The following is a 13,710-nucleotide window of genomic DNA, read 5'->3' on the forward strand; positions in this document are numbered from 1 at the left end:
TGTGGATTAACGATAAGCCGTAACGGGACGCAAACCGCGACCGCCTTAGGCTTCTCGGATACCCCGAGGAATCCGACCGTTGTTCGCCGAGCGCCGATCTCACGACCCCGCCTCGAGCGGCGCCGACGTCCGCATGGCGCTTGACGCCCAGGCCGCGCTTTTGCCTTACGCTCTGGCGGTATTCGCGGTCAGCCTGCCGATCTATGTCTGGGCCGGATCCTTCGCCGCCAATGCCGGCTGGCTGGCGATGAGCTTTAGCGTGTTCGCCATCAACTGGGGCATCTTCTACGGCGTCGTCGCCTGGCTGCGGACGCCAGCGGCCCAGGACGTGGCGCGGCGCTCCCGGGTGCAGGTGCTGTCGGGCCTGCTGTGGGCCGTGGCGGTCAGCCAGATGGCCGCCTTTGCCGATGGCGCGGGCGCGGCGCGCGAGACCCTGCTGCTGCTGGCTGTCGGCGCTTCGGTAGTCTGCATCTTCTTCTCCGCACCCAACCTCATCGCCCTGCTGATTACCGCACCGATCGCAGCCATTGGCCCGCTGGCCCTGCTGTTCTCACGCGCCGAGAGCCAGAGGGCCGGAACCATGGCCTGGGGCGCCATCGCCCTGGCCATGGCGCTGTCGCTGGTGCTCAACCGCATGCTGCGCCGCCAGCACGCCCTGGCCCTGGCCCACGAGGCCCTGCTTGAGGAGCGGCTGAGGGTGCTGGAGCACGCCGAGCGCGTCGCTCGCTCCAAGTCCGACATCGTCGCCACTCTCAGCCACGAGATCCGCAACGGCCTGACTGGCGTCACCCACGTTCTGGCCGCCGCCGCCGGCAAGGGCGGTCGCGCCGCCCCGTCGCGCGAACAGCTGAACGCCGCCCTCGACGCCGCCCAGGACCTGGTCGCCGTGCTCAACGCCACCCTGGACTCCGAAATCGCCGAGTCCGGCCGCCTCGCGGTCGAGGCGGTGGCCTTCGAACCCGTGCGCCTGATCCGCGACCTGGTCCTGCTCGACCGCCCGCACGCCATGGCCAAGGGTCTGGAGCTGAGCGTCCATATCGAGCCAGACCTGGAACACCGCCAACAGGGCGCCGCCATCGGCGACGCGCTCCGCACTCGCCAGATCGTCGCCAACATCGTCGGCAACGCCGTCAAGTACACCGTTCGCGGCCGTATTGAGGTGCGGGTCGAGCGGCGTGGCGACCAGATCGCCATCGCGGTGGCCGACACCGGTCCGGGTCTGTCGCCCGAGGAGATGGAGCAGGCGTTCCAGGCCTTCCAGCGCATCGAGCGCACCGGCGCCGGCGTCAACGGCGCGGGCCTGGGCCTGTCGCTGTCGCGGCAGCTGGCTCGGCTGATGGGCGGCGCGCTGGAGGCCTCCAGCGCCGTGGGCGTGGGCAGTTGCTTCACCCTGACCCTGCCCTTCGACGAGTCCGTTGTCTGCGCGATCGAGACCGACCGCGAGGCCGCCCAGGCCGCTGAACCGGCTGGCGCCCCTCCGCGCAACCTGCGCATCCTGGTGGCCGAGGACGACGCCCTCAACGCCGCCATGCTGCGGGCCATCCTGGAGCAGCTGGGCCACCAGGTGGTGCACGCCCAGAACGGGCGCCGAGCCCTGGACCTGGCCAAGATCTGCGACTTCGACCTGGTGATGCTGGACGGCCGGATGCCGATCATGGACGGTCCCCAGACCGCCCGCGCCCTGCGCGACCTGGACGGCGCCAATCGCCATGTGGCGATCATCGCGGTGATCGGCGGCGACGCCGACGAGGCCCGCGAGTGCCTGGACGCCGGGGCCGACACCGTGCTGCGCAAGCCGGTCAGCGTCGCCGCCGTAGCCCGCGCCGTCGCCGACGCCGCCACCCTGGGCCGCAAGAGCGCCAACCAGGCGGCGGTCGCCTAGCCTCTTCCCAACAGACGTTTAAGTCGTCCACACTCCTCCCAACGATAAAACGGGAGGATGCGATGCTGCGCGATCTGCGGGTCATAGAGTTGGCCACCTATATCGCCGCCCCAGGCGCGGCCGGGATCATGGCCGACTGGGGCGCCGACGTGATCAAGATCGAGTCGCCCGACGGCGACCCGATGCGCGGCTTCTTCGAGAGCCTGGGCTCGGACCAGGACGCCAACCCGATCTTCGAACTCGACAACCGCGGCAAGCGCTCGGTGGTGCTCGACATCCGCTCGCCGGGCGGAAGCTTGGCGGCGAAGGCCCTGGTCAAGGACGCCGACATCTTCCTGACCAATGTGCGCCCCGCCGCTCTGGCGCGCGCCGGCCTCGACTACGAGACCTTGAAGGCGGTCAATCCGCGCCTGATCTATTGCAGCCTGACCGGCTATGGCCTGGAAGGCCCCGACGCCGACAAGCCGGGCATGGACGTGGCGGCCTTCTGGTCACGGGCGGGGGTGGGCGCGATCACCGCCCCCAAGGGTCAGGAGCCGTTCCCGATCCGCACCGGCATGGGCGACCACGTCACATCCTTGGCGACGGTGTCGGCGATCCTGGCGGCCGTGCACGAGCGCCAGCGCACCGGAGTCGGGCGGTTGGTCGAGACCTCGCTGCTGCGCACCGGCGTCTATGCGATCGGCTCGGACATGGCGATTCAGCTGCGGTTCGGGAAGCTGGCCTCGACCCGGCCTCGCAAGGAGGCCGTGCAGCCCCTGGCCAATTTCTTCAAGACCCGCGACGGGCGGTGGATATGCCTGCTGGCCCGGCAAGGCTCCACCGACTGGCGCCAGATCGCCGCCGCCGCCGGCCGCCCCGACCTGCCCGACGATCCGCGCTTCACGACGGCCCGCCTGCGCCGCGACAATACCTCGGCCCTGGTGGAGATCCTCGACCAGGCCTTCGCCGCCATGGACTACGAAGAGGCCAAGGCCGCCCTCGACGCCGGCGACATCACCTGGGCGCCCTGGCAGACGCCGCGCGATCTGGTCAGCGACCCGCAGGCGGCCGCGGCGGGGTGTTTCGTGGAGACCCCGGATGGGAAGGGCGGGACCTTCCCCGCCCCGGCGGGTCCGGCGCGGTTTCCGGGGTCGGAAGATGGGCCGAGGGGGCCGGCGCCTAAGCTTGGCGAGCATACGGCGGCGGTGTTGGCGGAGGCGGGTTATTCGGAGGACGAGATTGCAGGGCTGGCAAGCCCCTGAAACTTTCCCTCTCCTTTACGGGAAGGGAGAGGAAGATTTGCTACCGATTGCTCTTCGTCCCGTCGCCGGCGTCGGACAGCATGCGCAGCATCTCGGACGAGAACATCGAGCTGGTCATCCGCTGGGCGGACGAGCCGCCGCCGGCCGACGACAGGCCAAAGCCGTCATCGACCCCTTGCGAGCCGCGCAGGATCAGGTCCACCAGTTGCTGCTCTTGCTGGATGCGCTCCAGCCGGCGGCCCGTGGCATATTGCACGAAGCCTGTCTCTGCGGCGGGCGTCGGATCGGAGTCGGGGGTGACGCGCGTGGCGCCGCCGGTCCGGGTCAGGTTGGCATAGACCTCGCTGACCGTGGCGGAGCGGCCCTCGCGATAGAAGATCGAGCGGTTGGCGGCCGCCGCGTCGGGGAACATCGCGGCGGCGCTGGCCCCGGGGCTGGCGCCCACGGCCTCGATCAGCCGCGCCGAGCCCTGGGGTCCCAGGAAGTGGGCGGCGTAGAGCTCGCCGGCCGTCGGCGAGCGCCCGACCCGGCCGCGCAGGTAGGAGGCATGGTCGGAGGTCAGTTCGCCGGCCATCAGCGAGGCGGCGTGCGGATCCAACTTCAGGCTCAGCACCGCCTTGCGCGCCTCGTCGCCGGCCACCCGGTACTTGCCGTCCGAACCCTGCTGGATCAGGTCGGCATAGCGGGCGTAGCCGTATTTGGAGCCGTGTTTTTTCAGCGTCGACAGCCAGGTCTGATCGACGAACTGGAACAGGCCCGACGCCGAGGAGGTGCCGGCCTTGGCGTTGGGGTTGAAGCCGCTCTCTCGCTTGGCCGCGCCCATCAGGAAGGTGAAGTCCACGCCCGTCGCGCTGGAGGCGCGCTGGATCGCCGACTCGACGACGCTGCGGATGGAGGTGACGTTGGCCATGCCCCGAATGTCTGACCGCACGTGGTTAATCGTGGATTAACCACGCCGCTCCGCCAGGCAGATTTTGCCTGTGGCGGGATGTCACAGTTACGTCTGTAATAAATTTAAGTTCGTAATATTTACAACCGTAATTCTTTGTGGAACGGTGGGGCGTCGGCCAGGAGCGGCCGGCCCCAGGAGGTTCCCATGGTCACCCAAACCGCCGCGATCGGTTCCTATATCCCAGGCGTCGACGCCTCGCCCGCCAAGCCCTCGAAGGCGATGCTGGCGGCGCTGGTCGTCGTGTCGATCGGCCATGCAGGACTGTTCGCCTATCTGGCTTACCAGAAGTATGGGCCGCCGATCGACATCGGGGGCGAGCCGCGCGTCTTCGAACTGCCGCTCTATAGGCCTCCGCCCAAGGAAGAGGTTCGAGACAAGCCGACTCCGCCGAGAGCGGCCAACCCTCCCCCGCTGCACAAGGCCGTCCCGCCGCCGGTGATCCCCGAACTGCTCAGTCCCTTCAAGCCGCCCGAGGAGCCGGTCGGCCCCGTCCGGGACGGTCCGGTGGACCCTGGCGCGCCCAAGTCGGAAGTTGGCCCGGTCGGCCCTCCCGCCCTGCCGCCCGCTCCGGTCATCGGCCGGCCCAACTGGCTAAAGAAGCCGGGCGCCTCGGAGTTCAGCCGCTTCTATCCCGACAGCGCCATGCGGCGCGGGGTCTCGGGCTCGGCGACCCTGAGCTGCACGGTGGCCGCCAATGGCGCGATCCGCATGTGCACGGTGCTGGCCGAGACGCCATCCGAAGAAGGCTTCGGCAGCGCCGCCATCAAGCTGTCGCGCTATTTCAAGATGAGCCCCCAGACCGAAGACGGCCGCCCCGTCGACGGCGCCAGCGTCCGCATCCCGATCAAGTTCGCGGCGGACTAGCTCGGGGCGCGGGATCATACCCACTTGCCCCCACCTGACCGCTTCGCGGTCTGTCCGCCCCCATAGGAGGCAGAGCTCAGGCGCGCGGGGCTCCGCCCCCTATGGGGGCGGACAGGCGACGAAGTCGCCAGGTGGGGGCAAGTGGGTGAGCTGCGAAAGGACTGTGACCTCAATAGCTCTTGGGCAGACCCAGCACCCGTTCGGCGATGAAGTTCAGGATCATCTCGCGGCTGACCGGCGCGATGCGGGCGATCATCGCCTCGCGGAAATAGCGCTCGACGTCATACTCCTTGGCATAGCCCATGCCGCCATGGGCCAGGACCGAGGTTTCGCAGGCGGTGAAGCCCGCCTCGGCGCCCAGATATTTGGCCGCGTTGGCCTCGGCCCCGCAATCTTGGCCGCGGTCGTAGAGGGCGGCGGCCTTGAAGGCCATCAGGTTGGCGGCTTCCAGCTCGGCCCAGGACTTGGCCAGGGGATGCTGGATGCCCTGGTTCTGGCCGATCGGCCGGCCAAACACCACGCGCTCCTTGGCGTAGGTCACCGCCTTGGACAGGGCCACTCGTCCCAGGCCCACCGCCTCGGCGGCGAACAGCACGCGCTCGGGATTGAGGCCGTGCAGGAGGTAGGCGAAACCCTTGCCCTCCTCGCCCACTAGGTCCTCCTGGGGCACGAACAGGTCCTCGATGAACAGCATGTTACACTCGACCGCCTTGCGCCCCATCTTGGGGATCGGCTTGGCCTCGATCTTCTCGCGGTCGGTGTAGAACAGGGAGAGCCCCTGGGTCGGCTTGGCGCACTGGTCCTTGGGGGTGGTGCGGGCGATGATCAGGATCTTGTTGGCGCGCTGGGCGCCCGTCGTCCAGATCTTGCGACCGTTCAGGCGGTAGCCACCGTCGACCGGCTCGGCCCGCGTCTCCAGGCTGGAGGTATCGAGGCCCGAATTGGGCTCGGTCACCGCGAAGCACATCTTGTCCTCGCCGGAAATCAGGCGCGGCAGATGCTTCTGGCGCTGTTCCTCAGTCCCAAACTTCACGATCGGCATCGGACCAAAGATGTTCAGATGGATGGCGCTGGCGCCGGAAAAGCCCGCCCCGGACTGGGCCACGGTCTGCATCATCACCGCCGCCTCGGTCAGGCCCAGGCCGGCGCCACCGACGCTCTCGGGCATGGCAACGCCCAGCCAGCCGCCCTCGGCGATGGCGGCGACGAACGCCTCGGGGAAAATCCCGGTCTCGTCGGTGCGCCGCCAGTACTCGTCGTCAAAGCCGGCGCACAGCTTGGCGACGCCCTCGCGGATGGCTTCCTGTTCCTCGGTCAACCAGAATCCGGCCATGCGCTCCTGCCCTTGCCTTGTTATCGTGGGTCCTCAGGTTCGCGAGAACCGCCGCGCGTCGAAGCTCGCGGCGTCCGGACCTGGGTTATCACCCATCAGATACGCGGCGACGAGATCGGCCACAAGCGGCGCCAGCAGCCAGCCGTTGCGGCGGGCTCCGACCGCCAGCATTACCTTGGGCGTCGCACTCCAGCCGACGAGGGGCAGGCCGTCGGGCGTGGTGGCGCGAACGCCGACCTCGGTGGCGAAGACCGCTTGCGCCAGTTGGGGGCGCAAACGGATCGCCGCCCGGCGAAGATCCTCCGTAGCCGTGGTGTCGACGGCCAGGTCATAACGACCAAATTCCATGGTCGCGCCGACGGCCGGGCGCGGACCCGGGCAGATATAGACGCCCTCACCCCGCAGAACCGGACCGTCGGCCGGCCCGCGATCAGCTCGCAAAATCTGGCCCCTGATCGGCGTCAAGACCGATAGCTCCGGCGCCAGGCCCGCGCCGTCCGCCGCGCCGGTCGCCAGCACCACGGCCGAGAAGGCGGCCAGGTCATCGGCGGTGAAGGCGCGGGGCTCGAACCGCGCGCCCAGGGCCTGGGCGGCGTCATGCAGGGCCTTCAGGGCCGGGCGGGCTTCGATCCGCCAGTCCTCGTAGCTCGTCAGGGCGCGTTCGCCGTCAGCGGGGTTCAGGGGCGCGCCCAGGGCCTCGGCGCGCGCCGCGACGGCGCAAAGCCAGGCGGTGTCGCCCTCAACCCTCAGGCCGCCCCTCTGGATCAAAACGCCGAGCGGGGCGGCGAAGGCGGGCCACAGGTCGCGCGTCCGGCGAAGGAGATCCAGGTGCGAAGCCGAAGCCGGGTCAAACAGCGCTTCGGCCACGGGCGCCAGCATGCCGGCCGCGACGCCCGAGGCGTTGTCGCCCAAGGGACGCGGATCGAACACCGTGACCGCCAGGCCGGCGCGCGCCAGGGCCAGGGCCACCGCCGATCCGATCGCGCCGGCGCCCGCCACGGCAACGGCCGTAGCCCCTTGGGCGCCTGCCTTCGTCTCCATGGCCGGCAGACACCCCTACCCGCCAAAAAGGTCAAGTCCGGTTCGCGCGTTTCCGGCGAAAGCGGTGATGTGTCAGAGGCGTGATGTGTCAAACGCGTGATGTGTCAGAGGCGTGACTATGACGGGCTCCTGGGTCTATCCTGTCTTCAGCAAGCTGGGCCGCGCGCCTCGCATCGACAGGCGATCAACGGCGGCTGGAGGGACGTGAAGCGGATGGCAGCAAAAACCACCGCGGATGCAGCTCATCCGGTCGACTTCTATGTCGGCGCGCGCCTGAGGATCCGGCGCAAGGTGCTGGGCCTGAGCCAGACCCAACTGGCCGACGCCCTGGGCATCACCTTCCAGCAGATCCAGAAATACGAGCGGGGGCAAATCGCATCAGCGCCTCGAAGCTCTACGAGGCCGCGCGCCTGCTGGAGTCGCAGATAGCCTACTTCTTCGACGGTCTGGACGAAACATCAGGCGCCAGTGACGACGGCTTCTCACAGCGTATGACCCAGTTCGTGGCCACGGCCGGGGGGCTGGAACTGGCCGACCTGTTCCCGCGCCTGAAGGACCGCCGGCTGCGTCGCCGCGTGGTTGATCTGGTCAAGGCGATGGTCGATGACGAGCCCGCCGCGGCGGTCTCCGAGACGCCCCTCGCCACGATGGCGCGACGACAGATCGAGAGCAGGGTCCGCGCGTTCTGGCCGGCGACCCCTTCCGTCGCCACGCATCGGTCTCCATGCTTCTCATCCTGTCGCTGTTCCTGGTCTGCACCGTCCTCGTCCCGTTGATCGGCGAAGTGGTCCGCCGTCACAACCGCATGATCCTCAAGCGCAAGCAGTTGGAAATCCTTCTGCGCGAGGGCGATGTCGCTGAATATCGGCTCGACTGAACGTCCGATCATAGCGTCGCTGTGACGCGGCCCCAGGCCCTATCGCGGGACGTCGTTCTGGCGCAGCATCCTTGGCAAGTCGAGCAGGCGCGGCGAGGTCCGCGCAGGGGAGCGTAGAGTGACCGTGTCTTCGGGGGCCGCTTTTGGCCGTGTCCGCTATTGGTGGCAGACCCGGCCTTTGGCCGGCTTGATGGTGGGTTGGATCGTGATCGCCCTGATCGCCTGGCGCGTCTGGGCGGCGCTCTTTTGCCCCCATGGCGAGGCCTGACACAGACGGCGACGAAAAAGGCCCGCCTGCGAAGCCGGGCCTTTTTGCGTTCCGCGATGGTACCGCCTCTCAGGCTTGAACTGAGGACCTCCGGTTCCACAAACCGGCGCTCTAACCAACTGAGCTAAGGCGGCGCATCGCGAGGGAGTGTGTTTAGTCGGACGCGGAGGCTGGATCAAGCGCCGAACAGCCTCCGCCATACGAAAACGCCCCGAAGCTTTGCAGCTTCGGGGCGCTCGTTTCTTGACCGGTCGCCGGGATCCCTAGCGGGGAACCTGGAAGACGATCGGGATCGAGATCTGTCCACCATCCACCGGGGCGCCATCGAGCGTCTTCGGCTTCATCTTGAACAGTCGCGACAGCTTCATCGCCGCGTCGCCGAAGCCGTAGTCCGCCGGATTTTCCGACGTGACCGAGCAACCTTCGAGCGTACCCCTGGCGTTCACGGTGCACGAGATCGTCGCGCGGCCGTTCACCTCCATCCGCTGGGCGCGGTCGGGATAGTAGCGCGCCATGTCGTCCCCCGTGGGCTTGCGGGCCCAATCAGGACGCGTGACCACCGAAGCCCGAGCCGGCGGGTTCGAAGGAACCGGCGGCACGGCGGAGATCACGGGCGGCGCCGTTTGCTCGACCCGTACCTTCACAGGCGGGATCGGCAGAGGCGGCGGCGGCGTCACGTCCGGCGGCGGCGCGATCGGCGGCCTCGGCTGCACCACCGCAGGAGGCGGAGGCGGAGCGTTGGTCGGCGGCGGCGGCGGCGGAGGCGGCGGCGGCGGCGGCGGGGGCGGCGGAGGCAACTCCACGTCCACGGCGTCGTCGCTGTATTCCTTCATCACCGCTTCGAACTTCTGCTTCGCCATATAGACGCCGAGAAGAACGTGAACGCCAAGGACGATCAGGGTCGCAATACCAAAAGTGCCCAGACCCTTTTTCTTTCGGGGTCCTTCCGAGGTCAGCGGATCATAGTGGCGATGCTCGGGCGTTTGTTCGTCAGCCATGCAGCACCCCCTTAGCTATTGTCATCCCGGCCAATGAGCGCCACGCTATAGAAACCTGCATCCTGAAGTGAATTCATCACCTCCATGAAGGCTCCATAACGGGTCTTTTCATCGGCCCGGATGTAGATGCGCTCCTTGGTGGGATCGCGCTTACCGATGCTCTTGGCCAGGTCATCACCCAACGTCTGAGCATCCGTACGATTGTCGCCGATGAACACCTGACCTGAAGACTTGATCGAGATGTAGACCGGCTTTGGCGGGGTCGTTGACGGCTTCGCGACCGCTGGCGGCAGTTTCACTTCGACCGATGGGGCGGCGAGAGGCGCCGCCACCATGAAGATGATCAGTAGGACCAGCATGACGTCCACGAAGGGCGTGACGTTGATCTCGCTGTTCTGTTCGACGTTGAACCTGTCGCCCCCGCCGCCTGAGAGTTTGGCGGCCATCGGTGTTAGGCTCCCTTGTCGAGCTGACGCGAAATTGCGTTCATCAGTTCAGCGACGAAACCTTCCGAGCGGGTGCCGTAGGCCGAAATGCGGGTCTGGAAGTAGTTGTAGAAGATAACCGCCGGGATAGCGGCGAACAGACCAATACCGGTGGCGAGCAGCGCTTCGGCGATACCGGGAGCGACGACGGCCAGGTTGGTGGTGTTGGTGTTCGCGATGTTGATGAACGAGCTCATGATCCCGTAAACGGTACCAAACAGACCGATGAACGGACCGGCCGAACCGACCGAGGCCAGGAACACCATGCCGCCCGACAGGCGCTTGGCCAACGAGGCTTGGACCGCGTTGATGGCGTAGGTGGCGCGGGTGATCACCGAGTCACGGTGCTCGCCCGAGATGGCCAGGCCAGCTTGGCGCGACAGTTCAACTTCTTGGGCGGCCGCGGCGGCCATGTCGGCCATCGGGTTGCCTTCGAATTCCTCCGACGAACCGATACGGGCGATGTCGGCGATCGAACGAGCGCCCCGGAAGGCTTCCAGGAACTTGTCCGATTGACGGTTCAGGGCGCCAAACTCGAGGAGCTTGGTGATCAGCAACACCCAGGAGAAGACCGAGGCGAGGATCAGGCCGATCATCACGACCTTAACGACGATCTTCGCTTCCATGAACATGGTGAAGGGCGTCAGCTGGTGCGACTTCATCTTTTCAGTCGCTGCGACGCCAGCATCGACTTCCTCAGCCGGGGCCGGGGTAACGGCCGGGGCGGGAGCCGGGGCGGCGGCTGTGGTGGTGGCCGGCGCAGGAGCAGCAGCATCCTGGGCGAAAGCCGGGGCGCTCGCCATCAGCGCGAGAGCGCCGACGAGAGCGATGAGGGGGGTCTTCCGTTTAATGTCGAGCATCTTTCGCCAGTTCCTGGTTGGTCTAGCACGTTTGGACCGAGGGTCGTCGCGCGAGAGCGTCTCCACCCTAACTTGAATAGCCCCCGAGGCGACCGATAACTCGGACGTCCCGCGGACCCGCTTCGCTGCGCTCGACCCGTTACGCCCCCCTAGCCAGGCTTGCGCCCTTCAGAAGGATCGTTTCGAAGCGCGTGTGACCACCGCCCTGTGAGGCAGTGATCTTACAGCAATGTTAGAATTGCGGCAGGGGTCCTTTGGCAACCCCTTTTCGCACCGTCAAGGGGTGACGGGCGGCATAAATTTACCGTCCCTTTGAAGCACCCACTACCGTTGCCGCATCGCACAAAAGAGAAATCAGGATTTAGGGGCGGTTTTTCCCCATCAAAGGGAATACCCATGTTGCGGTGCAGCAACTCAACAAAACGCCGGTCTCACAAGCCTGACCGAGACGCGCATCGCATCAAAGAACAATCTGACCGCGAGCGGCCGCCGGCGGGGGGCCAGGACCATTGAACGAGGCCGCCGCCCAAGACACCGCAATTTTTGCCTATTTTACTGCGGGAAACCAGCTTGGCGGAAACGAGCTGGAGCCTGCTGGGCCTTCCTTGGCGACGGATTGCCCCGCCTTCGTCCGCCCCACGGGCGCCGGCCAATACGCGGCCTCTTTGTCGGCAAGCGGTCCTCTTGGCTCTCAGACCTGTCGACAAGACGCCGCGATCTTCCCGATGGGAGAGTCAACGCCTTGGAGGTCGGCTCAGCGAAACAGGCTTTGCGAGCCTCGCCAGGCGGTAGGTAAAATTTTACATCTGCACCCCCCAGACGCGCCGGTGCTGAAAGTCGGGGCGCCGGAACACCCAAAGTCCACGTCGGCTTCGGCTGGGGGTCGAGGGAGGAAGTGGTGCCTGGAGCCGGATTCGAACCAGCGACACGCGGATTTTCAATCCGCTGCTCTACCAACTGAGCTATCCAGGCGCCGGGTCCGTCGGGGCCTAAAGGCGATCGAAACCGCCCTGACGCCCGCCTGACGGCGAGGAGCCGCGTCTATAGGTGAGGCGAAAAACGAAGTCCAGTCCCTCGTCGATGATCGCGGACTATTCCCGGCCGAAGTCTGTGGCCAAGTCCGTTGAAGGCGGGTTTTCCTCATCCTCGTCGGCGCCGGGCACGACATAGCGGTCCGACAGCCAGCGGTTTAGATCCACGTCGGCGCAGCGCTTGCAGCAAAAGGGCCGGAAGTCCGGGATCGCTGGCTTCTTGCAGATCGGGCAGACGCTCATGACGTCGAGACCTCCAGGCGGTCATTGCCCCAATCGACAACCGGCGAAACGGTGAAGCGACGACCGATCTTGTCGGCCAGGGCGACGTCTAGGGCGGCGAAGGTCTCGGCGACGGCCACGCTACAGCGCCCGACCAGCCTGCCCCCGGGGTCGGCCCGGCCTTCGCGCTCGAAGGCCCTGACGAGCCGCAAGGCCCCGGCACGGGCCGAAAGGCCGCCGGTCTCGTCCAGCAGGCGGTCGAGAATCGGCTTGGTCCGTCGCGGCACGATCATCTCCAGCGCGCCAAACTTGCTGATCGGACCGATACCGACGCCGGGATTGTCGATGGCGAAGGCGTTGCGGGCCGCCGTGGTCAGGGCTGGGCCGTCGTGGCCGCGCCCGACCAGGTCAAACACCACAAGCCCCGCCAGGCCCTTCAGGCGCAGGACACGGGCCGCCGTGGTGAAAGCGGCCATGTTGGCGGCGCGGGCCGCCTTCTTGGAATCCCCATCGCGATTTCCGAGATCGACGTCGATGGCCACCAGGGCGCGGGTCGATTCGATGCTGATGTCGCCGCCGCCCGGCAGGGCGAAGACTGTCATCAGCGCCTCGGCCTCGGCCGCCTCGACCGCCTCCAGCGCGGCGAGGCCCTGGGTCGGCGAGCCTGACTTGACCCAGAGGCGCAGCAGCTCCTCCACGGTCGGAGCGTGAGCCGTCACGCGCGGGTCGCCGTCGCCCGGTCCGATGAAGCGGGCCACGGCGGACTTGTCGCGGCGCGAGGGGGTCTTGATCTCGATCTCGACCAATTGTCCCTCGACCAGCTTGGGCATGTCCTGGCGCATGGGCAGCAGGAGGTCGGCGCTGCCTGGGAGGGCGACGAAGGCCGAGTTGAAAACGCGCTCGATCTTCTTGACCCGGGCCACGCCGCGCACGCCCTCAGCGTCGAGAGCATCGTCGCCGTCCCACTCGGCGACCAGTCGCTCGGGACGCCCGTCCAGGGTGACGACCCCGACGGTCTCGCCGATGCCGGTATAGAGATAGGCGCGACGCTCGCTCATGAGGGCCTCCTCCAGCCGAGACCCGTCAGCAGGTTCAGGGTCTCATAGAGCGGCAGGCCGACCACGGAGGTGTAGGAGCCGTGCAGGTCGATGATGAAACCGCCGGCCACGCCTTGCACGCCATAGCCGCCGGCCTTGCCGTTCCATTCGCCGCCGGCCAGATAGTCGGCCCTTTCGGCGTCGGACAGATGCTTGAACTGCACGCGGGTCTCGACCAGCCGCGAGGCCTCGCGGCCATCGGGGGCGATCACGGCCACGCCGGTCAGGACCATGTGGTTGCGGCCCGACAGCAGCTTGAGGCAATGGGCCGCCTGCTCCGGCGTTTCGGCCTTGGGCAGGATTCGGCGACCCACGGCGACCACGGTGTCGGCGGCCAGCACCAGGCAGCCTGGAGAGCGGGGCGCGACCGCCCTCGCCTTCTCGATCGCCAGGCGCAAGGCATGGCGCCGCGGGGTCTCGTCCCGCAGCGGCGTTTCATCAATGTCGGCGGGATCGACCCGATCCGGGGCGACGCCGACCTGCGCGAGCAGGTCCAGGCGCCGGGGGCTCGCACTGGCCAGGACCAGCGGCGTCCGCTGGACGACCATCGCCAGCC

14 protein-coding genes, 2 tRNA genes and 1 pseudogene are annotated in these 13,710 nt (G+C 67.4%); 6 read left to right on the forward strand and 11 right to left on the reverse strand.

What is annotated here, in order from left to right; all coding sequences use genetic code 11:
• Positions 1–79: 79 nt before the first annotated feature.
• Both ACP696_RS03255 and ACP696_RS03260 read left to right on the forward strand, forming a co-directional pair.
• The gene (locus ACP696_RS03255) at positions 80–1,882 is read left to right on the forward strand and encodes a hybrid sensor histidine kinase/response regulator (protein ID WP_426043456.1); all 1,803 of its coding nucleotides are present in this window, start codon (positions 80–82) and stop codon (positions 1,880–1,882) included.
• A 62-nt stretch (positions 1,883–1,944) separates the two neighbouring features.
• On the forward strand, positions 1,945–3,126 hold the full coding sequence (locus ACP696_RS03260; RefSeq protein WP_426012853.1) for a CaiB/BaiF CoA transferase family protein: 1,182 nt from the start codon (positions 1,945–1,947) through the stop codon (positions 3,124–3,126).
• Positions 3,127–3,166: 40 nt separating this feature from the next.
• On the opposite strand, the gene ACP696_RS03265 is transcribed toward ACP696_RS03260, so the two are convergent.
• The gene (locus tag ACP696_RS03265) at positions 3,167–4,036 is read right to left on the reverse strand and encodes a transglycosylase SLT domain-containing protein (RefSeq protein ID WP_426012854.1); all 870 of its coding nucleotides are present in this window, start codon (positions 4,034–4,036) and stop codon (positions 3,167–3,169) included.
• 186 nt (positions 4,037–4,222) lie between these two features.
• Between ACP696_RS03265 and ACP696_RS03270 the strand changes: the two genes are divergently transcribed.
• Entirely contained in the window at positions 4,223–4,942 is a 720-nt protein-coding gene (locus ACP696_RS03270; RefSeq protein WP_426012856.1) for a TonB family protein, read from the forward strand.
• A gap of 169 nt (positions 4,943–5,111) precedes the next feature.
• On the opposite strand, the gene ACP696_RS03275 is transcribed toward ACP696_RS03270, so the two are convergent.
• Both ACP696_RS03275 and ACP696_RS03280 read right to left on the reverse strand, forming a co-directional pair.
• Positions 5,112–6,275 carry an acyl-CoA dehydrogenase family protein gene (locus tag ACP696_RS03275; RefSeq protein ID WP_426012858.1) on the reverse strand — a complete coding sequence of 388 codons (1,164 nt, stop codon included), beginning with the start codon at positions 6,273–6,275 and terminating at the stop codon, positions 5,112–5,114.
• 33 nt (positions 6,276–6,308) lie between these two features.
• Complete coding sequence (locus tag ACP696_RS03280; protein WP_426043457.1) at positions 6,309–7,316, reverse strand: FAD-dependent oxidoreductase; 1,008 nt, start codon at positions 7,314–7,316, stop codon at positions 6,309–6,311.
• Between the two features lie 213 nt (positions 7,317–7,529).
• On the opposite strand from ACP696_RS03280, the pseudogene ACP696_RS03285 reads away from it, so the two are divergent.
• The 3 genes and pseudogenes from ACP696_RS03285 to ACP696_RS03295 form a co-directional block, all read left to right on the forward strand.
• A pseudogene (locus ACP696_RS03285) lies at positions 7,530–7,927 on the forward strand (helix-turn-helix domain-containing protein); the annotation flags it as partial.
• A gap of 113 nt (positions 7,928–8,040) precedes the next feature.
• A complete protein-coding gene (locus ACP696_RS03290) occupies positions 8,041–8,193 on the forward strand; it encodes a hypothetical protein (RefSeq protein WP_426043458.1) in 153 nt (50 codons plus the stop codon).
• A 118-nt stretch (positions 8,194–8,311) separates the two neighbouring features.
• Positions 8,312–8,461, forward strand: coding sequence for a hypothetical protein (locus ACP696_RS03295; protein WP_426012863.1), 150 nt, complete (start codon positions 8,312–8,314; stop codon positions 8,459–8,461).
• A 57-nt stretch (positions 8,462–8,518) separates the two neighbouring features.
• Here the strand turns inward: ACP696_RS03295 and ACP696_RS03300 are convergent.
• From ACP696_RS03300 to ACP696_RS03335, 8 genes are all read right to left on the reverse strand, one after another.
• A tRNA-His gene (locus ACP696_RS03300) sits at positions 8,519–8,595 on the reverse strand.
• A 129-nt stretch (positions 8,596–8,724) separates the two neighbouring features.
• A complete protein-coding gene (locus ACP696_RS03305) occupies positions 8,725–9,459 on the reverse strand; it encodes an energy transducer TonB (protein WP_426031689.1) in 735 nt (244 codons plus the stop codon).
• An 11-nt stretch (positions 9,460–9,470) separates the two neighbouring features.
• Entirely contained in the window at positions 9,471–9,905 is a 435-nt protein-coding gene (locus ACP696_RS03310) for a biopolymer transporter ExbD (RefSeq protein WP_426012866.1), read from the reverse strand.
• 5 nt (positions 9,906–9,910) lie between these two features.
• Positions 9,911–10,804: a MotA/TolQ/ExbB proton channel family protein gene (locus ACP696_RS03315; RefSeq protein WP_426013255.1), complete on the reverse strand. Its 894-nt coding sequence runs from the start codon at positions 10,802–10,804 to the stop codon at positions 9,911–9,913.
• A gap of 896 nt (positions 10,805–11,700) precedes the next feature.
• Positions 11,701–11,776, reverse strand: a tRNA-Phe gene (locus ACP696_RS03320).
• 119 nt (positions 11,777–11,895) lie between these two features.
• On the reverse strand, positions 11,896–12,078 hold the full coding sequence (locus ACP696_RS03325; protein WP_426043459.1) for a DNA gyrase inhibitor YacG: 183 nt from the start codon (positions 12,076–12,078) through the stop codon (positions 11,896–11,898).
• On the reverse strand, positions 12,075–13,115 hold the full coding sequence (locus tag ACP696_RS03330) for a ribonuclease E/G (RefSeq protein ID WP_426012869.1): 1,041 nt from the start codon (positions 13,113–13,115) through the stop codon (positions 12,075–12,077). The genes ACP696_RS03325 and ACP696_RS03330 overlap by 4 nt, the downstream gene beginning before the upstream one ends.
• Positions 13,112–13,702: a Maf family protein gene (locus ACP696_RS03335; RefSeq protein WP_426012871.1), complete on the reverse strand. Its 591-nt coding sequence runs from the start codon at positions 13,700–13,702 to the stop codon at positions 13,112–13,114. Before ACP696_RS03335 ends, ACP696_RS03330 begins: the two co-directional genes overlap by 4 nt.
• Positions 13,703–13,710: the final 8 nt, after the last annotated feature.

This window comes from Caulobacter sp. DWR3-1-2, from assembly GCF_049896225.1.
Lineage (GTDB): Bacteria > Pseudomonadota > Alphaproteobacteria > Caulobacterales > Caulobacteraceae > Caulobacter.